Origin of the sequence: Pseudoclavibacter sp. RFBB5 (genome assembly GCF_002931555.1) — a bacterium.
Taxonomy (GTDB): Bacteria; Actinomycetota; Actinomycetes; order Actinomycetales; family Microbacteriaceae; genus Pseudoclavibacter.
On the sequence record NZ_PSTZ01000007.1, the window covers coordinates 383,639 to 408,071 of the forward strand.

General features: G+C 69.2%; 25 protein-coding genes and 1 tRNA gene. 7 read left to right on the forward strand and 19 right to left on the reverse strand.

The annotated features are described in order from the left end of the window. The 8 genes from tatA to C5B97_RS09750 all read right to left on the reverse strand — a co-directional run bounded on the left by tatA (window position 1) and on the right by C5B97_RS09750 (window position 6,543). Complete coding sequence (gene tatA, locus C5B97_RS09715; RefSeq protein WP_104311879.1) at window positions 1-348, reverse strand: Sec-independent protein translocase subunit TatA; 348 nt, start codon at window positions 346-348, stop codon at window positions 1-3. Window positions 349-352: 4 nt separating this feature from the next. Next, window positions 353-709: a hypothetical protein gene (locus C5B97_RS09720; RefSeq protein WP_104311880.1), complete on the reverse strand. Its 357-nt coding sequence runs from the start codon at window positions 707-709 to the stop codon at window positions 353-355. A 66-nt stretch (window positions 710-775) separates the two neighbouring features. Beyond that, window positions 776-1,747 carry a YafY family protein gene (locus C5B97_RS09725; RefSeq protein WP_104311881.1) on the reverse strand — a complete coding sequence of 324 codons (972 nt, stop codon included), beginning with the start codon at window positions 1,745-1,747 and terminating at the stop codon, window positions 776-778. Then, window positions 1,744-2,781, reverse strand: coding sequence for a YafY family protein (locus C5B97_RS09730; RefSeq protein ID WP_104311882.1), 1,038 nt, complete (start codon window positions 2,779-2,781; stop codon window positions 1,744-1,746). Before C5B97_RS09730 ends, C5B97_RS09725 begins: the two co-directional genes overlap by 4 nt. Window positions 2,782-2,790: 9 nt before the next feature. Then, the gene (locus C5B97_RS09735; protein WP_104311883.1) at window positions 2,791-3,708 is read right to left on the reverse strand and encodes an FKBP-type peptidyl-prolyl cis-trans isomerase; all 918 of its coding nucleotides are present in this window, start codon (window positions 3,706-3,708) and stop codon (window positions 2,791-2,793) included. Between the two features lie 50 nt (window positions 3,709-3,758). Continuing rightward, a complete protein-coding gene (locus C5B97_RS09740; protein WP_104311884.1) occupies window positions 3,759-4,754 on the reverse strand; it encodes a hypothetical protein in 996 nt (331 codons plus the stop codon). Then, complete coding sequence (locus C5B97_RS09745; protein WP_104311885.1) at window positions 4,751-5,806, reverse strand: tRNA (adenine-N1)-methyltransferase; 1,056 nt, start codon at window positions 5,804-5,806, stop codon at window positions 4,751-4,753. The genes C5B97_RS09740 and C5B97_RS09745 overlap by 4 nt, the downstream gene beginning before the upstream one ends. Beyond that, window positions 5,803-6,543 (reverse strand): HAD family phosphatase, encoded by a 741-nt coding sequence (locus C5B97_RS09750; RefSeq protein WP_181026968.1) that lies wholly within the window; start codon window positions 6,541-6,543, stop codon window positions 5,803-5,805. The genes C5B97_RS09745 and C5B97_RS09750 overlap by 4 nt, the downstream gene beginning before the upstream one ends. 71 nt (window positions 6,544-6,614) lie before the next feature. On the opposite strand from C5B97_RS09750, the gene C5B97_RS09755 reads away from it, so the two are divergent. After that, window positions 6,615-7,754, forward strand: a complete 1,140-nt coding sequence (locus C5B97_RS09755; RefSeq protein WP_104311886.1) for a proteasome assembly chaperone family protein — start codon at window positions 6,615-6,617, stop codon at window positions 7,752-7,754. 70 nt (window positions 7,755-7,824) lie between these two features. Here the strand turns inward: C5B97_RS09755 and mshC are convergent, their stop codons facing one another. From mshC to C5B97_RS09770, 3 genes are all read right to left on the reverse strand, one after another. Then, the gene (gene mshC, locus C5B97_RS09760; RefSeq protein WP_104311887.1) at window positions 7,825-9,141 is read right to left on the reverse strand and encodes a cysteine--1-D-myo-inosityl 2-amino-2-deoxy-alpha-D-glucopyranoside ligase; all 1,317 of its coding nucleotides are present in this window, start codon (window positions 9,139-9,141) and stop codon (window positions 7,825-7,827) included. A 63-nt stretch (window positions 9,142-9,204) separates the two neighbouring features. Then, a complete protein-coding gene (locus tag C5B97_RS09765; RefSeq protein ID WP_104311888.1) occupies window positions 9,205-10,047 on the reverse strand; it encodes an undecaprenyl-diphosphate phosphatase in 843 nt (280 codons plus the stop codon). Between the two features lie 194 nt (window positions 10,048-10,241). Further along, entirely contained in the window at window positions 10,242-11,552 is a 1,311-nt protein-coding gene (locus C5B97_RS09770; protein WP_104311889.1) for a M20/M25/M40 family metallo-hydrolase, read from the reverse strand. A gap of 131 nt (window positions 11,553-11,683) precedes the next feature. Between C5B97_RS09770 and C5B97_RS09775 the strand changes: the two genes are divergently transcribed. From C5B97_RS09775 to C5B97_RS09785, 3 genes are all read left to right on the forward strand, one after another. Then, window positions 11,684-11,769: transfer RNA gene (locus tag C5B97_RS09775), tRNA-Leu, on the forward strand. A 219-nt stretch (window positions 11,770-11,988) separates the two neighbouring features. Continuing rightward, complete coding sequence (locus C5B97_RS09780; RefSeq protein WP_179556780.1) at window positions 11,989-12,537, forward strand: flavin reductase family protein; 549 nt, start codon at window positions 11,989-11,991, stop codon at window positions 12,535-12,537. 107 nt (window positions 12,538-12,644) lie between these two features. Beyond that, window positions 12,645-13,346 (forward strand): DedA family protein, encoded by a 702-nt coding sequence (locus C5B97_RS09785; protein WP_179556779.1) that lies wholly within the window; start codon window positions 12,645-12,647, stop codon window positions 13,344-13,346. Window positions 13,347-13,404: 58 nt separating this feature from the next. Here C5B97_RS09785 and C5B97_RS09790 read toward each other — a convergent pair whose 3' ends face one another. Both C5B97_RS09790 and C5B97_RS09795 read right to left on the reverse strand, forming a co-directional pair. Continuing rightward, on the reverse strand, window positions 13,405-15,234 hold the full coding sequence (locus C5B97_RS09790) for a DEAD/DEAH box helicase (protein WP_104311891.1): 1,830 nt from the start codon (window positions 15,232-15,234) through the stop codon (window positions 13,405-13,407). Window positions 15,235-15,290: 56 nt separating this feature from the next. After that, complete coding sequence (locus tag C5B97_RS09795) at window positions 15,291-16,469, reverse strand: acyl-CoA dehydrogenase family protein (RefSeq protein WP_104312571.1); 1,179 nt, start codon at window positions 16,467-16,469, stop codon at window positions 15,291-15,293. 97 nt (window positions 16,470-16,566) lie between these two features. Here C5B97_RS09795 and C5B97_RS09800 point away from each other — a divergent pair, with 97 nt between their 5' ends. Further along, window positions 16,567-17,376, forward strand: coding sequence for an SGNH/GDSL hydrolase family protein (locus tag C5B97_RS09800; RefSeq protein WP_104311892.1), 810 nt, complete (start codon window positions 16,567-16,569; stop codon window positions 17,374-17,376). Here the strand turns inward: C5B97_RS09800 and C5B97_RS09805 are convergent. Then, window positions 17,366-18,205 (reverse strand): RNA methyltransferase, encoded by an 840-nt coding sequence (locus C5B97_RS09805; protein WP_104311893.1) that lies wholly within the window; start codon window positions 18,203-18,205, stop codon window positions 17,366-17,368. The genes C5B97_RS09800 and C5B97_RS09805 overlap by 11 nt on opposite strands. On the opposite strand from C5B97_RS09805, the gene C5B97_RS09810 reads away from it, so the two are divergent. Further along, entirely contained in the window at window positions 18,204-19,079 is an 876-nt protein-coding gene (locus C5B97_RS09810) for a Sir2 family NAD-dependent protein deacetylase (protein ID WP_104311894.1), read from the forward strand. The two genes, C5B97_RS09805 and C5B97_RS09810, sit on opposite strands and share 2 nt — an antisense overlap. Window positions 19,080-19,095: 16 nt before the next feature. Here the strand turns inward: C5B97_RS09810 and C5B97_RS09815 are convergent, their stop codons facing one another. Both C5B97_RS09815 and C5B97_RS09820 read right to left on the reverse strand, forming a co-directional pair. After that, on the reverse strand, window positions 19,096-20,175 hold the full coding sequence (locus C5B97_RS09815) for a glycosyltransferase family 1 protein (RefSeq protein WP_104311895.1): 1,080 nt from the start codon (window positions 20,173-20,175) through the stop codon (window positions 19,096-19,098). Continuing rightward, window positions 20,172-21,083, reverse strand: coding sequence for an alpha/beta fold hydrolase (locus tag C5B97_RS09820; protein WP_104311896.1), 912 nt, complete (start codon window positions 21,081-21,083; stop codon window positions 20,172-20,174). The genes C5B97_RS09815 and C5B97_RS09820 overlap by 4 nt, the downstream gene beginning before the upstream one ends. A 105-nt stretch (window positions 21,084-21,188) precedes the next feature. On the opposite strand from C5B97_RS09820, the gene C5B97_RS09825 reads away from it, so the two are divergent. Next, a complete protein-coding gene (locus C5B97_RS09825; protein WP_104311897.1) occupies window positions 21,189-21,884 on the forward strand; it encodes an exonuclease domain-containing protein in 696 nt (231 codons plus the stop codon). 141 nt (window positions 21,885-22,025) lie between these two features. Here C5B97_RS09825 and C5B97_RS09830 read toward each other — a convergent pair whose 3' ends face one another. The 3 genes from C5B97_RS09830 to glgA form a co-directional block, all read right to left on the reverse strand. Continuing rightward, window positions 22,026-22,286: a type B 50S ribosomal protein L31 gene (locus C5B97_RS09830; protein ID WP_068481959.1), complete on the reverse strand. Its 261-nt coding sequence runs from the start codon at window positions 22,284-22,286 to the stop codon at window positions 22,026-22,028. An 88-nt stretch (window positions 22,287-22,374) separates the two neighbouring features. Beyond that, the gene (locus C5B97_RS09835; RefSeq protein ID WP_104311898.1) at window positions 22,375-23,160 is read right to left on the reverse strand and encodes an ABC transporter ATP-binding protein; all 786 of its coding nucleotides are present in this window, start codon (window positions 23,158-23,160) and stop codon (window positions 22,375-22,377) included. A gap of 50 nt (window positions 23,161-23,210) precedes the next feature. Then, complete coding sequence (gene glgA / locus C5B97_RS09840) at window positions 23,211-24,395, reverse strand: glycogen synthase (RefSeq protein ID WP_104311899.1); 1,185 nt, start codon at window positions 24,393-24,395, stop codon at window positions 23,211-23,213. Window positions 24,396-24,433 lie beyond the last annotated feature (38 nt).

Consider the following 24,433-nt stretch of genomic DNA (forward strand, 5'->3'; position numbering starts at 1 on the left):
TCAGTTGGAGGTGCCCGTGTTGCCCCTGGCGTCCGTGCTGGGCGCGGCGGGTGCCTCGGGCGCCGGTGCGGCCGGTGCCGAGTTCTGCACTGGAGGCGTCACCGGGGCCTGGGGTGCCGCCGGTGCCTGCGGAGCTGCCGGCGTGGTCGAAGCGGCCGGCTGCGAGTAGACGTCGGTGGCCGGCGGGACGTCGACCTCGTCGTCCTTCTTCATGTTCTTGACCTCGCCGCGGAAGATGCGCATCGACTGTCCGATGCTCTTCGCGAGGCCGGGAAGCTTCGGAGCACCGAAGAGCAGCAGGATGATCACCAGGATGATGATGAGGTGTGGGCCAGTCAGATTCGGCATGGTGTCAGTTGCCTTTCACAAGGTGTTCGTATTGAAACGGGTCTGCGGTCGTCAGGTCACGGGCGCGCTCCAGGCGCTGCTCGCGTCGCTGCTCCTTGGTTTCGTCGCGCACGTCGTTCAGCTCGCCTCGCTCGACTTGGACCTCGCGGAGCCCGCGGACGATCGCATTGCTCCGGGCCGGCGTGAACGAGACGAGAGTCTGCGCACGCTGCTCGAACGCCTCGAGGAGTACCTCGAACTTCGCCAGTTCGCCCTGCAGGAGGACGACCTTCCTGAAGAGCCAGTAGCCGAGCGCGCCGAGCACTGCGAGCAGGACGAGCACGAGGCCCACCCAGATGAGAACCCAACTCCACCACGGCATAGTGACTCCAACGATACCTGCTCTGAGGTGAATCGCCAGGCCACCGGCCCGGACTCGCTTTCAGATTCAATCTTCCTGCTGAGCGCGGAGCGCGTCGGCGGCCCATTGCAGGACGGCGGCTCGCGCGGAGTCTGGTGAGAGCACGCGCATCTGGCCAGCGTTCCCGGCGACGAGGCGTGCCAGGTGCTGCATGGAGGCGATGCGCACGTCGACGACGGCCCGACCTCGCGCATCCGTCTGCGGAACCGGGGCGCCCGGCGGGAGGTAGTCGCGGATGAGGGGCAGGACGGCGGTGCCGACCTCGAGCGTCACGAGCACGTGGTCGTCGCTCGGTGCGAAGATCGGTCGCCCCCGCTTGGCCTCCGCACGCGCGGGGGCCCGCACGTCGGTGACCACGGCATCCCGCATGCGGTCGAGCCGGAAGACCCGCTCTGCGTCTCGCTCCAGGCACCAGCCGTGCAGGAACAGGTCGCCGCCGAGCGTCTCGAGCGTGAACGCGTCCACGTGACGCACGCTCTCGACCCCATCTTCCCTGCGGTACCGGAAGCGGAGCCGTCTGTTCGTCGCGATGGCGGCGGCCACGGCGTCCCTGGCTGCCGGATGCTCCCCCGTCGTCCCGAAGGCGAAGTGGGGCGCCGCCCCGCTGGGGCCGAGCTTGCCGAGCAGCTCGTCGATACGGGACTCATCGACGAGGCGAGGCAGGCTTCTGAGGTAGCCGAGTCCCGCGATGACCGCCGCGGCTTCGCGGTTCGACATGCGAGGCGCCTCCTCGAGCGCGACGAAGTGGGTCACCTCGATGAGGTCCTGCAGCTCGAACGCATCCCAGTTGATGTCGAACAGGTCGAGGTGGCTGTAGACGCCCGCGTCTCCCGGGGTCCCGGAGACGGCGATGAGCCTCACTGCGTCCCTCACCTGCTTCGGCTTCACGCCGAAGTGGGCTGCGGCCGTCTCGACGGGCACCGCTTCGTCCTGTTGGCGGAGGTACGGGACCAAGGAGACGAGGAGCGCGAGGCGGTCGGCCGAGACGAAGGTGCTCACGAGGACGCTCCGGCGTGAGCCGACACGACCGAGGCCAGCCTCGAGGCGACGAGGCGTCTGAGCTCGGGTGGCGAGACGACTCTGACTTCTGGACCGAAGGACGCAAGTCGGTCTGCGAGCAGGCTCAGGTCGGTGTAGCCGAGCTCGACCTCGAGCCAGGGCCCTGACGTCGCTCGCGCGTCACCGCGCAGGCGGACCTCGGCGTCGGAACCAGCGCGCACCTCGAGCCTGGCCCGCTGTCTGCCAGCGAGCTCGGCAAGGTCCTCGAGCGCTCTCGCCGCGTGCTGCTCCGCGCTCACCCCCGGGTACCGCGACGCGTCGGCGTTCCCGACCGGCCGCGGTGCGGACACGATGCGGGACAGCAGGAACATGCGCTCGGATGAGCGGTCCAGGTCATAGGAGACGAGGAGCCAGTTGCCGTCGGCGAAGACAAGCGCGAGCGGTTCGACGCGGCGGATGCTGGACCCGTCGTCCCCGGGCTTCGAGTAGGAGAAGGAAACGGTCTGCCCCTGCTCGATGGCCGTGGAGAGGGGTTCGAAGGCCGCGTCCCGGGCACGCAGGCGAGGTGCCACTCCGATGAGGTCCTCGTGCGTCTGGGCGCCAAGCGCCTTCAGCTTCATGAGGCCCCGCCTCGACTCCTGCGAGACCGACCCCTCGCGCCACACCTGCGCCGCCAGGCTGAGCAGGGAGGTCTCGTCTGCGTCGAATTCGAGGCCGGCAGGCATGGCGAAGCCGCCTCGGGGCACGCGGTAGCGGACCAGCTGGTTGTTGCCGGGCGCCGACGGGTCGTCGATGACTTCCACAGGGACTCCCAGGTCACGCAACTCGGCCTTGTCGCGCTCGAATCGCTTCTCGCGTGCCGCCGCAGCCGCGGGTGAAGTGCTGTCGCGGCTGTCGTCCGCGTAGCCGTGGACGGTCTGGAAGACGTCGCTCTTCGTCAGTCCGCGCTCCGTGGTCAGGAGCGCGAGGATGAGCGAGAACTGGCGCTCCGCAGCCGCGGGGGCCTTCGCTCGGTCTGTTCGCTCGTGCGTCACGCCTCGACTTTAGATCGTGCCGAGGATGTCGACGACGAAGACAAGCGTCGAGCCGGCAGGAATCGTATCGCTCGCCTGGTCGCCGTACCCGAGCGCGGGTGGGATCACCGCGATGACCTGGGATCCGACCGTCTGGCCCACGAGCGCCTGCGCGAAGCCGTCGACGACCCCCGTGGTCGAGAACTGGGCTGGCTCCCCGCGGTCCCAGGAGCTGTCGAACTTCTCGCCGTTCGCGAAGAGGACCCCCGTGTACTGCACGACGACGGTGCTGCCGTCGGCGACGACAGCACCGGTTCCCAGCTTGCGCGTGTCGAGGACGAGCTCGTCGGGTGCCGCGGCGCCTTCCGCGATCGTGATCTGCGGGGCCCCCTCGGCGGCGTCGGTCACGGTGACGAGCTCCTGCGTGGGCGTCTGCTCGGAACCGGTCGCCCGTGTCTCCGGGATCTCGATCACGTCGGCGACGACAAGCGCCGGGGGCGTGTCGGTCGCGCCCGCGTTCGCAGTCCCCTCAAGGAGCAGCGCCGACGGGATGAGCGCGACGACGCGCGAGCCAGAGGCCACGCCGTCGAACAGGCCGCTGAGATACCCCGGGATGCCCTCATCGCTGAGGTCGAGCACCTGGCCGAGAGGCCCATAGGGGCTCTGCTCGGCCTGCGTGCCGACGTCGTAGACCGTGAGGTTGGCGGTGACCGTCGAATCGAGCGTCATCTCCTCGCCGTCGCCCTCCACCTCGATGCGGCGCTCCATCTCGTCGCCGAGTCCGGAGACCTCGCCGATGGTGACGGCGGGCGCGGCACCGTACTCGCCGGTGACCTCGATGCCGTTGAGCGCGTCGCCGCTCGCTACGGGCGTCGAGCTGCCGGCGCACGAGGCGAGTCCGAGGGAGAGGAGGATGGCCGCGGCGATCGCGGGGAGTCGTCGTTGCATGAATCCGCCTTGCGTGGGGTGGGAGAAGCTTCTGGGGGTGGAGCGGACGCCTATTCGGCGGCCAGGATGTCGATCACGAAGACGAGGGTGCGTCCCTGCGTGGCCGAGGCGTTCAGCGGGCCAGGCTGGGAGGCGAGCCGCTCGGGTGGGAGGACCACGACGAGCTGCGAGCCGACGGGGGTGCCGACGATCTCCTCGCTCAGCCCGAAGAGGCCATCGGTGGCCGCGGTCGTGAGCTGCAGGACGTTGTTGCCGGGAGTCCAGGTCGATGCGACCTGCTCGCCGGTCGTCCAATCGAACGCCGACAGCTGCATCGTGACGAGCTGTCCCTCGGCGACCGGGGAGCCGTACCCTTCGATGCGGACGTGCCGCTTGGGGGCGGCTGGCGGGTCCTGCGCTGGCATCGTGACGCCAGGGGTGCCGTTGGGGGCGGTGACGACGGCAGGGATGCCATCCGCTGGGGCCGCGATCCGCCCGCCGGCGCTCGATGGGTAGACGTCGAGCACGTCGGCGATGGCGACGATGGTCATGGCAGGGTCGACGCCGACAGACGTGGCCGCTTCGCCGAAGAGGACGCTCGCGGGCATGACGGCGACGACGCGCTCACCCGTCTGCGAGCACTCGATCGCCTCCGCCAGACCAGGGAAGGTGTTCGCGATCGTCGCGACGCTCGTGGCGGCTGCGCCGCCGGTCTCGTTCGCGACGGTGGGGCTGTAGGGAACCAGCACCTCCCCGTCGGCGCCGTCGAGCAGCTCGAAGTTGGCTCGCACCACGCCGGAGGACGTCACCGGGTCGCCGGTTCCCGTTCCATCGCGGGTCGTCTCCAGCGACGTCACGGAGAGCGGATGCGTGAGCGCCGCTCCGCTCAGCTCGCCGAACGCGCCGTCCGCCGACACGCTCGACGACGCGGCGCCATCGACGCCAGGCAGCTCGCAGGCGTCCGCGTCGAGCTCGCTCTCAGGCCACGTCACGCAGCCGGTCAGTGCGACGGCGACAGCGGCGGCCGTCAGGGCAGCCCCCGCCAGTCGGGTACGTGTGCGCATCATTCGCTCTCTCCCTCAGTCTCCGTGCTGATGGCGGGAGCATCCGTTGCCTCCACCACGTCTGGGGTCTGATCGCGCCCCTTCTCCGCGGTGATCGCTGCGCCGCGCTGGGCCAGCCGAGCACGCTTGCGGAGCACCTTGTCGCTCACCTGACGGTCGCCGAGCGAGCCCGGCGTCCAGATCTCCACATCCTCGTCGCTGAAGTCGGACTTGGAGGCGCGGCGCTTGAGATTGGGCAGGACCGCCCCGTCGGCGAGGCGGCGGGCCGTCAGAAGGAAGCCAGTGTGCGCGATCATCCGGTGGTCGGGACGCACCGCGAGGCCTTCGACGTGCCAGCCTCGCACCATCGTCTCGTCGGCGCTGGGGTCGGTGAACAGGCCTGTCGCTCGGATCGCCTCGGCGACGCGCGACAGCTGCGTCACGGTCGCGACGTAGCAGAGCAGCACCCCACCCGGCTTGAGCGCGTCGGCGACGACGTCGAGGCACTCCCAGGGCGCGAGCATGTCGAGCACGGCGCGGTCCGCCGTCCCGTCCGCGTGCTGTTCCGGAAGCGCCTCGGCGAGGTCGCCGAGCACGAGGTTCCAGTTGCCCGGCTTCTCCCCCATCACGCTCACGACGTTGCCCTCGGCAACCTGGGCGAACTCCTCGCGGCGCTCGAAGGAGGTGAGCGATCCGGTGCCGCCGAGCATGCGGAGGATCCAGAGCGAGAGTGCGCCGGAGCCGACTCCGGCCTCGATGACGCGCGCCCCCGGCCGGATGTCCGCCTTCGCCAGGATGGCGGCCGCATCCTTCGGGTAGATGATCGCGGCCCCGCGCGGCATCGACATGACGATGTCCTCGAGGAGCGGACGCAGCGCCAGGTACTGGCCGCCGTCCGTCGCGGAGATCACGGAGCCCTCGTCGACGCCGATGATGGTGTCGTGGTCGATCATGCCCTTGTGCATGAAGTACCGCTTGCCCGGTTCGAGGTAGAGCGTGCTGACACGCCCCTTGGGTCCGGTCAGCTGCACGCGGTCGCCCGCGCGGAAGGGTCCGCCGATGTCGGTCTCGGTCATAGCTGTGCTTCGCTTTCTGCGGGGGCGGCGTCTGCTGCCGTGTGTGCGTTCTCGCGCTGCGTCGTCTCGCGAGCGACCTGCTCGACGAGCTCGCCGAGCGCCTCTGGCGTTATGCCCTCGAGGGTCGCCGTGACGAGGTGCGCGTGGTGTGCTTCGAGTGTCTGTCCGTGCGGGATGCCGATGGTCGCGCATCCTGCGGCACGTGCGGCTTCGAGGCCGCGGCGGGAGTCCTCGACGGCGACGCAGCGCTCGGGCGCGACCCCGAGCTGCGCTGCGGCGCGCAGGTAGGGCTCCGGGTGCGGCTTGCCGTTCTCGACTTCGTCGCCCGCGATGACGATCGCGAACAGAGGGGTGTCGAGGGTCGAGACGACGGCGTCTGCGAGGACGCGCGTCGAATTGGTGACCAGAGCGTTCGGGACCCCCGCCGCGTGCAGAGCGCCGAGCAGGTCGAGCGCGCCGGGCCGCCAGGCCAGCTCGGCGAGGATGCTCGCCATGACGGTCGAGTTCATGTGGTCCACGATCTCGCCGGGCGCGAGGTCGACGCCCAGGCGGGCGAAGAACTCCGATGCGTCCGCCATGCTCGACCCGACCATGCTGAGTTCCTGCTCCTCGGTGAGCGGAGGCAGCCCGTGGTCGGCGAGCAGGTTCAGCTGGGCTGTCTGCCAGTACTGCTCGGTGTCGACGATGGTGCCATCCATATCCCAGAGGACGGCGTCGGGAAGATTCGAAGGAGCCACGGGGCGACAGTCTACGGGGCGGCAGGCGGCCCACCGACGCCCGGCGCGTATCCTGGGACAACACTTCAAGCATGGCGAGGAGCACGGTGACGGATCACAGCGAGGCCACCACACCATTCGCGCGGGGCCGACTGCTTGTCGTCGCACTGCTCGGCTGGAACGACGCGGGCGATGCGGCATCAAGTGCCGTCCGCGCACTGCAGGAGGCCATCGGCGCGGACCGTCTCATCGAGGACATCGATGACGAGTCGTTCTTCGACTACTCCATCCACCGACCCGTCATGCGCGCGGGAACCGAGGGCGTCCGGAAGATCCAATGGCCCAGCGTGTCCTTCAGCGGCACTCCTCAGCGGGAGGCCGACGAAGCCGATCCCGCAGCCGAGAGCACGGAGCTGGCCGCCGATGCAGGTCTCTCGGTGAGCTCGGACAACGGCGAGAACGTGTTCGTGCTCATCGGCCCGGAACCCACCCTGCGGTGGCGCAGCTTCACGAAGCACGTCGTCGATCTGTGCGAGCACGAAGGCATCACGCGCATCGTGCTCGTGGGCGCGTTGCTGGCAGACGTGCCCCACACGCGGCCCATCACGATCTTCATGTCGAGCGACGACGCGGTCGTGCGCGATGAGCTCGACATCGACCGCAGCGAGTACGAGGGGCCGACCGGCGTGCTCTCGGCGATCGGCGAGGAGGCTCGCTCACGGGGCATGCTCGTGCTCTCGCTCTGGGCGTCTGTGCCGCACTACGCGCACCACTCCCCCTCGCCGAAGGCGACTCTGGCGCTCGTGGACCGGCTGACAGAGATCGTCGACGTCTCGATCCCCCACGGCGACCTCGTCACCGAGTCCGCCGAGTGGGAGTCCGAGGTCACGGAGGCGACCGCCCAGGACGACGAGATCGCTCAGTACGTCGGCTATCTCGAGCGCACCCGCGACATGGTCGAGGCGCCTGAGGCCTCCGGCGAGGCCATCGCGCAGGAGTTCGAGCGCTTCCTCGAGCAGGCGGCCGACAAAAAGCCGCAACCCGGCCCGGCGGCGTTCCCCACCGATCTCCCGGGGACCCCGCAGCGCCCCATGGGTGTCGAACGACGGACCACGGCCGACGACGAGGGCCTCGAGCCAGGCGCCGAGACGAGGCCGGACGAAGAACCCGAGCATGACGGTGGCGGAGCTGACGACCAGGACGCCGACGACGACCACGAGGGTCAGGCCTAGCCGACCACGGACGCCCGTCCTCGGTGGATGCGCGCCGCCGGCGGTCCGCCGCGCGCGCATCAGGCCGCCGCTAGTCGCTCGTGAGGTCCAGCCCGAGCAGGGCGTCGACGAGCGCGACGACGTCCGCGTCTCCCGCGGCGGGGGGCATCGACGCCCACTCATCGACGATCGCGACGACGCGAGGGGTGTCGAGGTCGTCGGCGATGGCGTCGCGCATCCGCTGGACGACGGTATTGAGCTCGGGTGCCACCGTGTCGTCAGACGATCGAGCCGCGCGCTCGCGCCACTCCTGCAGGCGGGCGCTCGAGCCCTCGAGCTCTTCGTCGGTCCACTCCCAGTCGCTTCGGTAGTGGTGTGAGAGCAGCGCGAGCCGGATCGCACCGGGGGCGACCCCAGCTGCGGTGAGCCGTGAGACGAGCACGAGGTTGCCGAGCGACTTCGACATCTTCGTGCCGTCATAGGCGATGAGACCGGCGTGCGTGTAGGCGCGCGCGAAGTCCGCCGGCGTCCCGTGCGAGTCCACCGAGAGCAGCGACATGGCGTGCGCCGCGGACAGCTCGTGGTGTGGGAAGCGGAGATCGCGCCCGCCGCCCTGCACGGAGATCGGAGCGCCGAGCGTCTGCGTGGCGATGACGGAGCATTCGATGTGCCAGCCGGGGCGCCCGAGGCCGACGGCGCTCTCGAACGCGGGTTCGCCCGCCCGCGCGCTGCGCCACAGGAGCGGGTCGAAGGCTCCGCGCTTGCCCGCCCGGTCGGGGTCTCCCCCGAACTCGAGGAAGGCGGCTTCCATCTCCGCCGCCGTGTACCCGGAGACGTCCCCCATGTTCCAGTCGCTTGCCGCCTCGGCTGCGGCGACGTCGTAGTAGACATCGCCCAGCTGGGTGGTGGCCGCCGGCTCGGCGTCCGAGGCGACGTCGACTCGGTAGGCGAGACCCGCCCCGATGAGGGCGGCGATTGCCTCGCCCGTCTCCCCGATGCTGTCCTGCACTCGCACGTAGGCGTCCGGCGGGAGCACACGCAGCGCGGCCATGTCGGAACGGAAGAGATCGGTCTGCGACGCGGCGATCTCCTGCCAGTCGCGTCCCGTTTTCGCCGCACGCTCGAGCAGCGGGTCGTCCACGTCGGTGATGTTCTGCGCGTAGCGGACCTCGAGGCCCGCGTCGCGCCAGGCTCGTCCGAGGGTGTCGAAGGCGACGTAGGTGGCCGCGTGCCCCAGGTGCGTCGCGTCGTATGGCGTGATTCCGCACACGTACAGCGTTGCGATCCCGTTGGGGGTGACCGTGTCCTGGACGCGGCCACTCGCGGAATCGAAGACCCGGATCGCACCACCGCCGCTGCCGGCTACCGAGGGGACTGCAGGGATGGGCCACGAGGGAACGGTTCGCACCGGAACATCCTATGTCGCGCCCCAGCCTTGCCCGGTCCGCGAGAGGGCGTCAGCGTGTCAGCGTCAGGCGGCGCCGCCGGTCGGATCCATGAGGCCGAACGACAGCAGGATGATGATGAGGGTGCCGAGCGCGATCCGGTAGACCACGAACGGGAGGAAGCTGCCCTTGTTGAGGTAGGCCATCAGGTACTTGATGACGACAAGGCCGACGACGAAGGAGATGATAGTCGCGATGATCGTGCCGACGACGGGCGCCTCGGCGCCTTCCGCCTCTCCGAACGCGGAGACGAGCTCGTAGAAGCCCGAGCCGAACACGGCGGGGATGGCCAGCAGGAAGCTGTACCTCGCGGCGGACGGTCGGTCGTAGCCCATGATGCGCCCCGCAGTGATGGTGCCGCCCGAGCGCGAGACGCCGGGGATCAGGGCGAGCGCCTGCGCGAATCCGTAGACGACGCCGTCTCTCGTGTTGAGGTCCTGGAGGGCCTTCGCGCGCTTGCCGAAGATGTCGGCGAGGCCGAGGATGACGCCGAAGATGATGAGCGTGAACGCCACGATCCAGAGCGACCGGAACTGGTCGCGGATGAGGCTCTGGAGCAGGAAGCCGAGCACGACGATGGGAATCGATCCGAAGATGATGAGCCACCCCATGCGCGCATCCGGGTCGTTGCGCGGCACGCTCCCGCGCAGGGAGGCGAACCACCGCGAGATGATGCGCTTGATGTCGCCCCAGAAGTAGACGAGCACGGCTGCCTCGGTGCCGAGCTGGATGATGGCGGTGAAGGTCGCGCCCGGGTCCTGGACCCCGATCCACTCGCCCACGATGCGGATGTGCGCGCTCGAGGAGATCGGCAGGAACTCAGTGAGCGCCTGCACGAGACCGAGGATCACGGCGTCAAACCAGTTCATTGCCACTGCCTTTTCCGAGAGAGATTTCCAGCTGCGGGCCGCGGTGAGGTCACGTCGGGCCCGGCGCACGCTAACACGAAACCGGCGCCGGCCGCGGAGGGCACCCCGCGTCGACGGTGATGCGCGGCCGGCCTCGGGGGCGCGAACCGGCCGCGGTGGTGGGTGTCGCGACCTCGGCTCGGCCCCCGGTGCCGTCAGTAGCTGCGCAGGAAGTCGCCGAGCACCTTGCGGCCGAAGACCAGCGATTCGAGTGGGACACGCTCGTCGACGCCGTGGAACATCGCGGGGAAGTCGATGCCCTCCGGCAGTCGCAGCGGCGCGAAGCCGTAGCCTTCGATGCCGAGCGTCGCGAGGGCCTTGTTGTCGGTGCCGCCCGACAGGAAGTACGGGACCACGACCGCCTCTGGGTCGTGGCGCTGCAGGGCCGCTGTCGCCGCGTCGACGATGGGGCCGGAGACGGGGGCCTGGGTGCCGATGCCGCGGAACACGGTCTCGATCTCGATGTCGTCGCCGACGATCGCCTGGATCTCCGCGAGCAGCTCGTCCTCGGCGCCGGGGAACGGGCGCGCGTCGATGGCGACGCTCGCCGACTCCGGGATCACGTTGTGCTTGTAGCCCGCGCTCAGCATCGTGGGGTTCGTCGTCGACCGGAGGCTGGCCGTCAGGAAGCCGGACGCGCTGCCCGTCGCCAGGACGATCGCACCCGGCGTGGTCTCCTGCGGGTCGACGTCCAGGAGGCGCGCGAGCTCGGTGATCATGGACGTGGTCGTGTCGTTGAGCAGCACCGGCCACTCGTGCGAGCCGAGCTTCGCGATGGCCTGGGCGAGGCGTGTCACCGCGTTCTCCTCGGCGGGGATGACACGCGAGCCGTGTGCGGCCCGTCCCTTCGCGTGGAGGCGCAGCCAGAGCAGCGCCTTCTCCCCCGTCTGCAGCAGGTAGGCGCGCTTGCCGCCGACCGTGATCGAGTAGCCGCCGACCTCGGAGATCGCCTGTGTCGCCCCCGCGAAGAGCTCAGGGTGGTCTCGCGCGATGGGCTCGGAGCCGAACTGACCGCCGTTCTCCTCATCGGCGAAGAACGCGAGCACGAGCTCGCGCTCGGGGAGCTCCCCCGCGCCGAGGATCTCCTCGACCGCGGTCAGGATCATGGCGTCCATGTTCTTCATGTCGACGGCCCCGCGCCCCCACAGGAGACCGTCCTTGATGACCCCCGCGAACGGGTCGACGCTCCAGTTGCCCGCCTCGGCGGGCACGACGTCGGTGTGCCCATGCACGACCAGGGCCGGCTTCGCCGCGTTGCGGCCGGGGACCCGCGTGAAGATGCTCGGGCGTCCCGGGGCTGCCTCGATCGTGGTCACGTCGAGCCCGAGCGCCGTGAGCCGCGCCTCCAGGTACTGGGCCGCCTCGGTCTCGCCCTTCGAGCGACCCTCGCCGTAGTTGGTGGTGTCGAGACGGATGAGGTCCTGGGTCGTCGTGACGGTGGGGTCGAGTTCGAGGGAGTCAGCCATGCCCCCAACGCTACCGCTGTGCGAGGCCCGGAATTCCGGCGCGACGCGCCCGGGATGCACGCATTCTCGCCTCGATTCGCGTTTCGTCGGAATCCTGGTAATGTTTCTCCTCGTGCTCAACAGCACAACCTGCGCGGGTGGCGGAAATGGCAGACGCGCTAGCTTGAGGTGCTAGTGCCCGTATTAGGGCGTGGGGGTTCAAGTCCCCCCTCGCGCACAGGTTGAAAGGCCCGGGAGTTCTCTCCCGGGCCTTTCGTGTTTCTCCGTGACGACACCGATTCTCCGGGACGACACCGTGGTCCGACTCCCTGACTCCCTGACTCCGCGCGTAGTGAGATGCCGCGGAGCGAAACACTCGGCAACCTTCGCTTGCGAGGAAGCGCACGTCGCGTGACGCTCGGTGTTGGCCCATCCCCGTCATCCCAGGAGTGCACCCGTGTCAGCTGAAACGACATCGCTCGTGAACCACGCGCAGATCGACCAAACGGAGCTCTCCGAGAGCTTCCGGTCGCTGTTCCGCCAGCATCCGTCGGGCGTCGCGGTCCTCACGGCGCAGAGCGAAGACGGTCCGGTCGCGATGACGATCACGTCGCTCACCTCCGTGAACGCCTCCCCCGCGCTCGTGGCCTTCTCGCTCTCCACGGCGTCGTCGGCGACGCCAGGCATCCTCTCGTCGCCCAGCATCCTCGTGCACTTCATCGACGAGGAGTCCCTGGCGGTCGCTCAGGTGGCCGCCACGAGCGGCGTCGACCGCTTCGCGGACCTCGACAGTTGGAGCTACCTGCCGAGCGGTGAGCCGCACTACAGCGCCGTCCAGCGGTGGGCGCGAGGCACCATCCGCAGCACGCTCGACGTCGATGGGGCGGTGCTGGTCGTGCTCGACGTCATCGAAGCGCGCGACGGCCGAGCGGGTTCCGAACGAGCAGGCGGCGGGGTCGTGTACCGGAACCGCATCTGGCACGAGCTCGGCGCACCACACAGCTGACAGGCCTGGAGGGCCCCTTCCGGTAGTTTGGGGATGCAGGACACCGACGAGCGCTTCGCGCGTCAACTGCCTCGACGCTCCCAGACCGAGAAGGACCTCCTCGAACCATGCCCGGCCTCGCAACCGCCCTCCTGCACGCCGCCAGCTCAGGCGGCGGCGCCGTCGAAGAAGCCTCAGGCGGATTCTTCGGCGTGATCTCCGACTGGGCGATCGACATCATGGGGACGATCGGGGCCCCGGGAGCCGGCCTCGCCGTCGCACTCGAGAACCTGTTCCCGCCCATCCCGTCCGAGATCATCCTCCCCCTCGCCGGCCTCGCGGCGCACCAGGGCAAGTTCTCGGTGGTCGAGGCGATCATCTGGACGACCATCGGCTCGGTCGTCGGCGCCTACGCACTGTACTGGCTGGGCCGCTGGCTGGGCCACAACCGCATGGTGTGGCTCGCCCGCAAGATCCCACTCGTCGACGCCGCCGACGTGGTCAAGACCACGAACTGGTTCAAGAAGCACGGCAAGAAGGCCGTGTTCTTCGGCCGCTTCCTGCCCATCTTCCGCAGCCTCATCTCGATACCGGCTGGCATCGAGCGCATGCCCGCCCTGCAATTCGGGTTGCTCACCCTCGCCGGCTCCGCGATCTGGAACACCATCTTCGTCATGGCCGGCTACCTGCTCGGCGACGCGTGGGAGCAGATCCTCATCTACGCTGACGCGCTCAAGTACCTCGTCTACGCCCTCGTCGCTGGCGCCATCATCTGGTTCCTGGTGGTGAAGATCCGCGGACGCGTGCACCGGGGTGGACACTCCGCGTAGCGCTTCCCGCTCTGCGTTCGTTGATGGACGCCCACCGACGTGGGCGTCCATCCGCGTCTCAGGCGCGCATTCGTCGCCGTAGGACGTCGATGCGTGCCTGGATCTGCGACACGGTGGCCTGGCCGACCGCTGGCCCTCCGCAGCTGCGACGCAGCTCCGCGTGCACGATGCCGTGGGGCTCCCCCGACTGCTTCGCGTAGACGGAGACCAGACTGTTGAGCAGCGTCCGCTGCTCCTTCAGGGTCCGGTGCAGGGCCTGCGGTGGCGCCGGGGCCGGTGGCCCGGCCTTCACGCGCGACTCCTGGATGCGGCCCTGCTTCGCTTGGCGCTGCGACAGCACCGAGCGCACCTGGTCGGCGTCGAGGATGCCAGGCAGACCGAGGAACTCGAGCTCCTCCTCGCTGCCCACCTCGGCCGCATAGCCGAAGTCGCCCCCGTCGTACAGCACCTTGTCGAAGAGCGCCTCGCTGGAGATCGCCTCGAAGGTGAACTTGCCCAGTTCATCGCTGGTCTTGTCCGGCCGCTCGGCGGCCGCCATCATGTCCTCTTCCGGGGCCCTGGAATCGTCGGCGTCCGCGAGCCGATCGAGCGCGTGATTGCGCTCCATCTCGAGGGCGTGCGCCAGCTTGGTGAGCTGCGGCACGCTCGGAACGAACACCGTGGCCGTCTCGCCCTTCTTGCGGGCGCGCACGAAACGGCCGATGGCCTGCGCGAAGAACATCGGCGTCGACGCGTTGGTCGCGTAGACGCCCACCGCGAGGCGCGGCACGTCGACGCCCTCAGACACCATGCGCACGGCGACCATCCACCGTTCATCGCTCGCCGAGAACTCGGTGATGCGGTCGGAGGCGCCCTTGTCGTCGGACAGGATGAGCGCGGGCTTCGTGCCGGTGATGGTCTTCAGGATCGCCGCGTAGCCCTTGGCGGCAGCGTGGTCGGTGGCGATGACGAGGCCGCCGGCGTCCGGCACCTCCTGGCGCACCTCGCTGAGGCGCTGGTCTGCGGCCTGCAGGACCTGCGGGATCCACTGCCCCTCGTGATCGAGGGCGGTGCGCCACGCCTGAGAGACGATGTCCTTCGTGTTGTCCTCCGCGAGACCGGCCGACATCTCCTCGCCCTGCGTGTCGCGCCAGCGCACGTTGCCGGCGTAGGACATGAAGAGCACGGGGCGGACGACGCCGTCTTCGAGCGCTCGCCCGTAGCCGTACGAGTAGTCGGTGAGCGAGGTGCGGATGCCGTCCTCGTTGGGCGCGTAGGTGACGAAGGGGATGGGCGCGGAGTCGGAGCGGAACGGGGTTCCCGTGAGCGAGAGGCGACGATCGGCGTGGCCGAACGCCTCGCGGATCGCGTCCCCCCAGCTCAACGCGTCTCCACCGTGGTGCACCTCGTCGAGGATCACGAGCGTGCGACCGGACGCCGTCAGGTGGCTGTGCACGCTCGGCTTCATGGCGACCTGCGCGTACGTGACGGCCACTCCGTGGAACTGACGCGAGTGGATGCCCTGGTTGTTGCCGTAGCGGGGGTCGATGCGGATGCCGACCCGAGCCGCGGCTTCTGCCCACTGCGTCTTGAGGTGGTCGGTCGGGGCGACGATCGTGATGCGGTCCACCGAGCGGCGCTGGAGGAGCTCTGTCGCGAGTCGGAGGGCGAACGTCGTCTTCCCAGCGCCCGGCGTCGCTGAGGCCAGGAAGTCTCTTGGCTCGCTCTCGAAGTACACGTCGAGGGCCTCGGCCTGCCAGGCTCGGAGCCTGCCCGCCGTTCCCCAGGGTGCTCGCTGCGGGAAGGAAGGCGAGAGGTGCTCGGCGGCGAACGTGCCGACCTGGTGACCGTAGCGGGTGCCGTCGTGGCTTGAGGAGTGCGTTTCCTGGACGGCCTCGCGTTCGGTCATAGCTGCGTCGAGTTCCTTTCACTCATTGGCAGGGGCAGCCCGTCGGTCTTCGTCCGTCAGCGGCTGGTTGGTGGGTCTTGAATGGGGCCGAGGCGGTGGCCGGCGTGGAGCCGGCGCACGGCGCGCTCATTGGACGGGTGCAGCCCGCCCGCGAGCACGTCCCGCAGCAGTCGCGCGAGCTCGTGTCCGGAACGGTAGCCGCTGCCTCCGACAATCCCGAGCGCATCATGCGTCGTGGCGGCCGCGGCTGCGACCGCCTCGTACTTCGCCATCGTCAAGCGCGCGAACCAGGCGTCGCCGTGCGGCGCCCCCTCGTCGACATCGCGTGCGATGGACTCAACGAGGGTACGCGCTGCGAGCTGTCGAATGCTCATTCTGGCGATTTCCTCTCGAACCTGCACGTCGTCGGCGAGCCGCATCCCGCCCTGGGTCGAGCTCGTCCGGTGGTTCGCGGCGTCGACGGCCAGCTCGAGGGCACGGTCCCCGATGCCGACGTAGCAGGCAGCGACCAGGAGGAGGAAGTTCGAGTGGACCGCGAAGATGTGCGGCTCGCCGTTCGGTCCGACGGGGAGACGGGCGATGACCCGATCGGCTGGGATGAGAGCACCATCCAGCGACGTCGAGCAGCTCTGCGTGGCCCGCATCCCGAGCGTGTCCCAGTCGTCGTGGATGCGCACCCCGTCGTCATCCCGCCGCAGCACCCCGTGCACGAGGGCGGGCTCCGCACCCGTGTCGTCGCGGCCGAAGGTGACGAGCCTGGTCCAGACGGGCGAGAGCGAGGTGAAGATCTTCATGCCGTGCAGTCGGTAGCCGCCGCCCTGCTCCGGCTCGGCTCGGACATTCGAGTCGTAGAGCACGGCGTCGTTGCCGATCTCGGAGATCGCGAGCGCGTACGTCTCCCCCGCAACGATCTCGCGCAGCATCCAGTCGAGGCCATCGTCGTCAGACTCGTGCCGCGCGCGGGCGATGCCCGCCACGACGTGGTGCATGTTGACGGCGAGGGCCGTCGCAGGTGCCGCGGCCGCAAGGCGCGCCTGGCACCTCACCGCCTGCTCGAGCGTGGCGCCGGTGCCCCCGAAATCGCGGGGAACCAACAGCCGCAGGTAGCCCTCTTCGCGCAGCGCATCGAGGTCGTCGGTAGGGAACGAGTTCTCTGCGTCGTAGCGGCTCGCGCGCTGGTTGAGCACCTCGAGCAGCTCATCGGCCAAAATGGATCTCGGGTCTGAAGCTGGCATGCTGACCACGGTACTCGCCAGGGCTTCGACCACCAGCAGGAAGTCTCAGCCGGCGAGGGCTTGGTCTTCAGATCCGATCGAGGAGAGCAGCAGCGAGATGTCAGAACGCGAACTCATTCCCTGGAGCCGCTACGTCGCGATCGGCGATTCCTTCACCGAGGGGGTCGGCGATCCCGAGCCGACCGCGCCTGGCGGGCTCCGCGGCTGGGCCGATCGCGTGGCCGAGGAGCTCGCCGCGCATCGCACCGACTTCGCCTACGCCAACCTTGCTATCCGCGGGCGACTCCTCGACCAGATCGTCGAGGAGCAGCTCGGGCCGGCCCTCGAGCTGAAGCCCGACCTCGTGACCGTCTCCGCGGGCGGCAACGACATCATCCGCCCTGGCGCCGACCCGGACGCCATCGCGGCTCGCTTCTCACGGCTCGTCGGCTCGCTGCGGGCGTCCGGAGCGACCGTCGTGGTCTTCACCGGCGTGGACACGAAGTTCGCGCCCGTCTTCTCGTCCATGCGCGGCAAGATCGCCATCTACAACGAGCACGTGCGCGGCATCGCGGAATACCACGACTGCATCGTCGCGGACCAGTGGGCGCTGCGCTCGATCCAACGGCCGAGCATGTGGGTCAGCGACCGACTGCACCTCAACTCCTACGGGCACCACGAGGTGGCGCGCATGGTGCTCGCGGCCCTCAACGTCGAGAACGATCTCGTCGCCATGCAGCCGGCCCCCGCACGGCCGGCCAGGTGGCGCGAAGCGAGGGCGCAGGACATGGTGTGGGCGAGGCAGCACCTCGTGCCCTGGGTACTGCGTCGTCTCCGGAATGAATCGTCCGGAGACAATGTGATCGCCAAGCGCCCATTCGCGGAACCCTTCTCCTTCGGAACGGATGCCGCGCCGCCTATCCCGTGAGCGCGTAGAGGGCGACCGCGCTTGCCGCGGCCACGTTCAGCGAGTCCACGCCGTGGAGCATGGGAATCGTGACCGTCGTCGTCGCGGCGCTGAGGGCGCCGCGGCTGAGCCCATCCCCCTCCGTGCCGAGCAGGATCGCGGTGCGCTCCGGTCTGCTGGCGGCGTAGTCGCGGAGCGATACAGCGTGGTCATCGAGGGCCAGGGCGGCGACATCGAAACCGGCGTCGGCGAAGAGCGTCGCCGCGTCCGGCCAGGCTGGCAGCCGGGTCCACGGCACCTGGAAGACGGTCCCCATGCTGACTCGAACGCTCCTGCGGTAGAGCGGGTCGGCGCATTCCTGGGTCACCAGGACTGCGTCGGCACCGAGGCCCGCCGCCGCCCGGAAGACAGCACCGACGTTGGTGTGGTCGACGAGGTCCTCGAGCACGACGACCGTCTTCGCGTCGGCCAGGAGCTCCGCCGGATCGCGCAAGGATGGCCGGTGCATGGAAGCGAGCGCGCCCCGGTGCATGCGGAACCCGGTCAGCTGCTCGAGCTGCTCGCTCGACCCGACGTACACGGGGACCTCGGGGAACGACTCGAGCAGCGGTTCCACGGTCGGCAACCACTGCTCCATGAGGAGGAGTGAGCGCGGCGTGTGACCGGCACGCAGGGCGCGCTCGATGACCTTCGGCGACTCGGCGATGTACAGGCCGCCCTCGGGCTCGAGGCGCCGACGCAGGGCCACATCGGTCAGCCGGGAATAGTCGTCGAGTCCAGACTGTTCGAGTGAGCGGACGGATGGGGTCACACGTGGCCAATCGGTCGACTGGAGAGGGGTCAGACGCATGGAGGCAATCCTGTCAGAAGCGAACGGGGCCAGGGCCGACCGGACTCGAGCAGAGGGCCTCGCCCGCGCCGCCGACCTGCTGTCGGATCGCACCTTCGCGGTGCTGACTGGGGCGGGGCTGTCAACCGACTCCGGCATCCCGGACTACCGCGGTGACGGCAAGGCCCCGCGCATCTCCCCAATGACGATCCAGCAGTTCATGTCGGACGAGGCGACCCGTCGACGCTACTGGGCGGGAGCCGCCTTGGGCGCTGCCCGCTTCTCCGGCGCGGAACCCAATGCCGGGCACCTCGCGCTCGCCGAGCTCGAACGCCACGGAGCCGCCGCGGGTGTCGCCACCCAGAACGTGGACGGATTGCACGTGCGGGCGGGGAGCCGCAACGTCATCGAGCTGCACGGCAGCATGCGCACGGCAAGCTGCACGAGCTGCGGCCACGAGATCTCGAGGGCTGCCCTGCTCGCCGACATCCTGGACTCCTCCCCCCGCATCGCCGAACTCGCAGCGGACGCCAGCAGCCGCCCCGACGGCGACGCCGAGGCGAGCGGGGCCGAGATCGACGAACTTCCTTCCTGCCCGGTCTGCGGTGGCATCCTGCAACCCGACGTCGTCATGTTCGGTGACGTCGTGCGCCCGTCGGTTGCCGAGCGCGCGCGTGAACTCGTTGATGAGGCCGATGCGCTGCTCGTCGCGGGGACGTCGCTGGTCGTCAACACGGGGCGGCGGCTCGTGCACCGCGCCGTCGCGGCGAAGAAGCCGGTCGTCTTGTTCAACCGCGGTGACGCCGCGATCGGCCACCTGGCTTCCGTGTACGTCGAAGGTGGCACGTCCGAGTCGCTCGTGGACCTCGCGGGGAGACTCACCTCCGACTCCTAGGGCGAGGTCGGCGGCCTCAGCTCCGCCGTCGCTGCGCCACCTGTCGGCAGGCGTCGAGCAGCGTCGCCGCCGACCGTTCCCACGCGTAGTCGGCGGCGCGGGCGACGCCTGCTGCCGAGGCGGAGCGCCACGCCGCTGGATCGGCCTGCAGGCGCTCGGCCATGGTCGCGAGGAGGCCAGCGTCGTCCGCCGGGAAGTACCCGGCGGCCGTCCCCCCGACCTCGCGGAAGATCGGGGTGTCGCTCACCAGGATGGGGGTGCCTGCAGACATCGCCTCGACGAGCGGCAGGCCGAAGCCCTCGCTCTTGGACGCGGTCACGAGCGCCGTCGCGCGCCCGAGCAGCGTGCGGTACTCCTCGTCGCTCACGCCCTGGTGGGCGACGATCGAGTCCTCCGGGGCCTGCGCCTCGAGCGCGGCCAGGGTCCGCTCATCCACTTTCGAGCACAGGTGGAGGCGCCACCCTGGCAGATCGCGCATGGCGCGAGCGAGCGTCTCGACGTTCTTGTACGGCATGAACGAGCCCATGTAGACGAGGTTGGGCTCGCTCGGCGGCGCCGACCTCGGCGTGGCCGCGAAGGCGGGATCCGGCGCGTTGGGCACGAGCGGGATCGGGCGCCGGGTCAGCCGCTTGGCTCGGAGCAGTTCGCGTGTGGTCGCCGAGACGACCGCCACCTGGTCCGCTCCTCGCAGCAGGAGGCGCTGCGGCCAGAATGACAGGTGGTAGACGCGCCACAGCACACGGACGTACCAGGGCAGGAACTGCGGCGGCTTCGGGTGCTCGTAGTAGATGAGGTCGTGGATGGTCAGGATCAGCCCGTAGCGCCGACCCAGGGACCCCATCGTCTGCATCGGGCTCACGACCACGTCGGGGCGCAACCGATTGACCTCCCGGGCCACGAACGGCTCCGCCGGCGACGTCGGCGCACTGATGACCTCGTGCGGCAGGTCGGGCAGCATGGGCAGCTGCCGCTCGTCCGAGATCAGCATGGTCACGGGGTGGAGCTCGGAGAGGGCCCGCACGAGTTCTGCAGAGTACCTCGAGATGCCGTCATGACGATCGATGCGCACGTAGCGGCAGTCGAAGAGCAGTCTCACCGTGCTTGCTCCGCTGGCGTGCCGGGGTGTGCGTCGGCGATGACGTCGGCGAGCAGGCGCGCGGCGGCGATGGGCGTCTCGTAGTGCACCAGGTGCCCAGTGCCCGCGATGACGTGCAGTGGCACGTCGGCGAGTCGGGCGAGTTCGAGCTGCGCCTCGAGCGGAGCGATGTCGTCGAGGGCACCGGCGATGAGCACGGTGGATGCCGGAAGCTCAGCCGCGTGCGCGAGCACCGAATCCGAGACTGAGGCACGGAATGCCGCGAGGAGCGTCTCGCGGTCCGAGAAATCGGAGAAGTGGCGCTCATGCTCCGCGTGGATCCAGGCCCTGAGCGGCTTGGATTTTGTCTTCGCCATGACCTCGCTCATGATGCGCGTGATGAGCGGGTGCGAGAGCAGCAGCCGACCTGCCGAAGCGGGAAGGCGCGAGCCGAGCCAGTAGTAGAAGATCGCGAGTCGGGTGAGGATCGCCTGCGGCCCTTCCAGAGCCGGTGACGCGATCGGGTTGATGAGCACGAGCGGTCGATCTCCGATCGCCGACGACCTCCTGGAGATCACGAGCGAGCCGAACGAGTGCCCGAGCACGATCGCATCGCCGTCCGGATCGACCTGCTCGAGGAACGCCTCGAGCCACGCCGAGTAGTCGTCCAGCGTGTGCCCGTGTTCCAGCGGTTCCGACTCACCGAAACCCGGGAGGTCGGGGGCGATGAAGCGCACGTTTGGAAGACGATTCACGACCGGCAGCAGGCCGTGGTGGGTGCCGCGGAAGCCATGCACCAGGACGATCGTTGCCGTGGCGTCTGCGGCGGCGGGGCCCACCTCCCACCAGGCGCACGCTGAGCCCAGGATACGAACGGAGTGGGCAAGCGACGGGGACCCGGGAGTGGCTGCAGGAGCGGAGGAAGGCATCGTGCAAGAGTGTACCGAGCAGGGCGGGAGGCCGTGCTCAGGCGCGTTCGCGCTCGGCGGGGACACTGTTCTCGCCCCAGGATCTCGAGGCGGGATGAGGAAGCTATGACCGAGTGGACGAAGCGGGTCGCGGTGTTCGATCTCGAGACGACGGGTATCGACGTCGAGAACGACCGGATCGTCACCGCGTTCGTGGGGCTCATCGACGGGGAGGGCACGGTGGAACGCGGCACTGACTGGCTCGCGGACCCCGGGGTCCCTATCCCGGAGCGAGCCGCGGCGGTGCACGGCATCACGACGGAGATCGCGCAGGCGGAGGGGCGGCCTGCTGTTGAGGTCGTCACGGAGCTGCGGGCCGCCCTCGACTGGATCGCACGTCATCGGGTGCCGCTTGTCATCTACAACGCGCCGTATGACCTCACGCTCTTCGCTCGGGAGTGCGCGCGCCACGGCATCGAGCCGGTCGTCTTCTCGGAGCAGGTGGTCGACCCCCTCGTCATCGATCGTGCGCTCGACCGCTACCGGAAGGGCAAGCGCACCCTCACGGACACGTCGATCTTCTACGGGGTCGAGCTCATCGACGCGCACTCGGCAGGCGACGACGCCGTCGCCGCTGGGCAGCTCGCCCTTGCCCTCGCCGCCAAGTACCCGGTGGAGCTCGACCTCCCCCTGCCTGAGCTCCACATGAGGCAGGTCACGTGGGCGGCGGATCAGGCCAGGGACTTCGAGGCCTACATGCGAGCCAACCGCGATCCGGACTTCACCGCAGACGGAGCGTGGCCGGTCCGCACGGCTTCCTGACGATCAGTTTCCGGCGTCTCGCTCGCTGTGACAGGGCGAGGGCGCGTTTCGCCCCGGTCTCGGGGATACGCAGAAGGGCGGCACCGAAACGGTGCCGCCCTTCTCGCGTGAGCAGTGAGCTCGCCTGCGATGCAGACGAGACTACTTGCTGCCGCCGCCGAACTTGGCGTAGCGGTTCTTGAACTTCTCGACACGACCGGCGGAGTCCATGATGCGCTGCTTGCCCGTGTAGAACGGGTGCGAGGCGCTGGAGATCTCGACGTCGATGACTGGGTACGTGTTGCCGTCTTCCCATTCGATCGTCTTGGCGCTCGAGACCGTGGAACGGGTGAGGAACTTCTCCCCCGATGCGAGGTCGTTGAACACCACCGTGTTGTAGGTGGGGTGGACGTCAGCCTTCATAAGGGTTCCTTCAACGAGTTTGGTGAGCAGAATCGGACCACGGGTCCTGAGCCAAGGATCAACCTTAGCAGATGGGGACGCGTGAGTGTCAGTGCGACGCGCGGGCCGCGTAGCGGCCGCCCGCGTTCGTGACGTGCAGGGCAAGACCGAAGGTGGTCTCGAGGTTCGCGCTGGTGAGCACCTCGGCGATCGGGCCGGCGGCGACGAGCTTGCCCTCGCGCAGCAGGAGCACGTGGGTGATGCCGACGGGGATCTCCTCGACGTGGTGCGTGACCATGACGATGGCGGGGGCGTACGGGCTCTGCGCGAAGCTCGAGAGCGCCGCGAGGAGGTTCTCACGAGCCCCGAGGTCGAGGGAGGCGCTCGGCTCGTCGAGCAGCAGCAGCTCGGGGTCGGTCATGATGGCCCGCGCGATGAGCGTGCGCTTCTGCTCGCCGTCACTCAGCGTGCCGAAGTCGCGCTCGGCGAAGTCGCCGAGGTTCCATTCCTCGAGGACGCGCTGCGCGCGGCGCTCGTCGATCTCCTCGTAGGCCTCGTTCCAACGGCCTGTCACGGCGTAGGAGGCGGTGAGCGCCACGTTGATGACGCTCTCGTCCCCCGGGATCCGGCGCGCCATCGCGCTCGAGGCGACGCCGATCCGTGGGCGCAGGTCGAACACGTTGGTCCGCCCGAGGCGTTCGCCGAGCACGTCGACCTCGCCTGTTGTCGGGTGCTGCGTCGCGGATGCGAGCGAGAGCAGCGTGGACTTGCCGGCTCCGTTGGGGCCGAGCACCGCCCATCGCTCCGTCTCGTCGACACTCCAGGTGACGTGGTCGAGGATCGGACGACCGTTGCGAACGACCGTAGCGTCGTTGAATTCGAGAACCGTTGCCATATGCCCCAGCCTAAACGCGGCTCGCGCCGAGGCTTCGGCGGCGCACCGCGTCAGCCAACGAGCTGCTCGTAGATGGCGATGGTCTCGTCGCTGATGCGCCGCCAGGTGAACTCGCGCTCGGCGCGTTCTCGCCCGGCCTTCCCGTAGCGTGCGGCCGTCTCCGGGTCGCTGACGACCTCGGTGAGGACCCGAGCGAGGTCGGCGACGAACTTGTCAGGGTCGAGCGGCGTGCCGGTGCCGTCGGTCGCCTGCTCGATCGGCACGAGGCGACCCGTGACGCCGTCATCGACGACCTCGGGGATCCCGCCTGTCGCGGTTCCGACGACTGCCGTGCCGCAGGCCATGGCTTCGAGGTTGACGATGCCGAGCGGCTCGTAGATCGATGGGCACGCGAAGACCGTCGACGCGGAGAGCGCCGTCATGATCTCTCTCTTGCTGAGGTGCCTTGCGAGCCAGACCACACCGTCGCGCTCGGTCTGCAGCTGCGCGACGAGGGCGGCGACCTCGGCCTCGATCTCGGGGGTGTCCGGCGCTCCGGCGCACAGGATGACCTGGACTTCCGGAGGGAGCTCGCGGACCGCCCGAAGGAAGTAGGGAAGCCCCTTCTGTCGCGTGATGCGTCCCACGAACACCACTGCGGGGCGGTCGGGGTCGATGCCGAGCTCGCGCGCTGCCTCCGGGTCCTCGACCCGCTGCCATGCATCGAGGTCGATGCCGTTGTAGACGACCTCCACCTTGTCCGGGTCGAGGTTGGGGTAGGCGCGCAGGATGTCGGCTCGCATGCCGTGACTCACCGCGATGATGCGGTCGGCGTGCTCATAGGAGACCTGCTCGATCCAGCTGGAGAGCCGGTAGCCGCCGCCGAGCTGCTCGGCCTTCCACGGGCGCAGCGGCTCGAGGCTGTGCGCCGTGATGACGTGCGGGATGCCGTGGAGCAGCTTCGCGACGTGGCCCGCCGCGTTCGCGTACCAGGTGTGCGAGTGCACGAGGTCGGCACCCTCGATGTCGTTCGCGATCTCGAGGTCGGTGCCGAGGAAGCCGAGCGCCGGGTTCGCCGAACGCAGCGCTGGCGGCGTCGTGTAGGCGTACGTCTGCTGCTCATCGCGGGCGTCGCCGAAGCAGCGGACGTTGACGTCGATGTCGCGCCTCATCGCCTTGACGAGCTCGGTGACGTGGACTCCGGCCCCGCCGTAGACGGCCGGTGGATACTCGCGTGTTACCAGATCTACTCTCACGGGCTACACGGTAGTACAGCGGGGCTGGGAACCCCTAA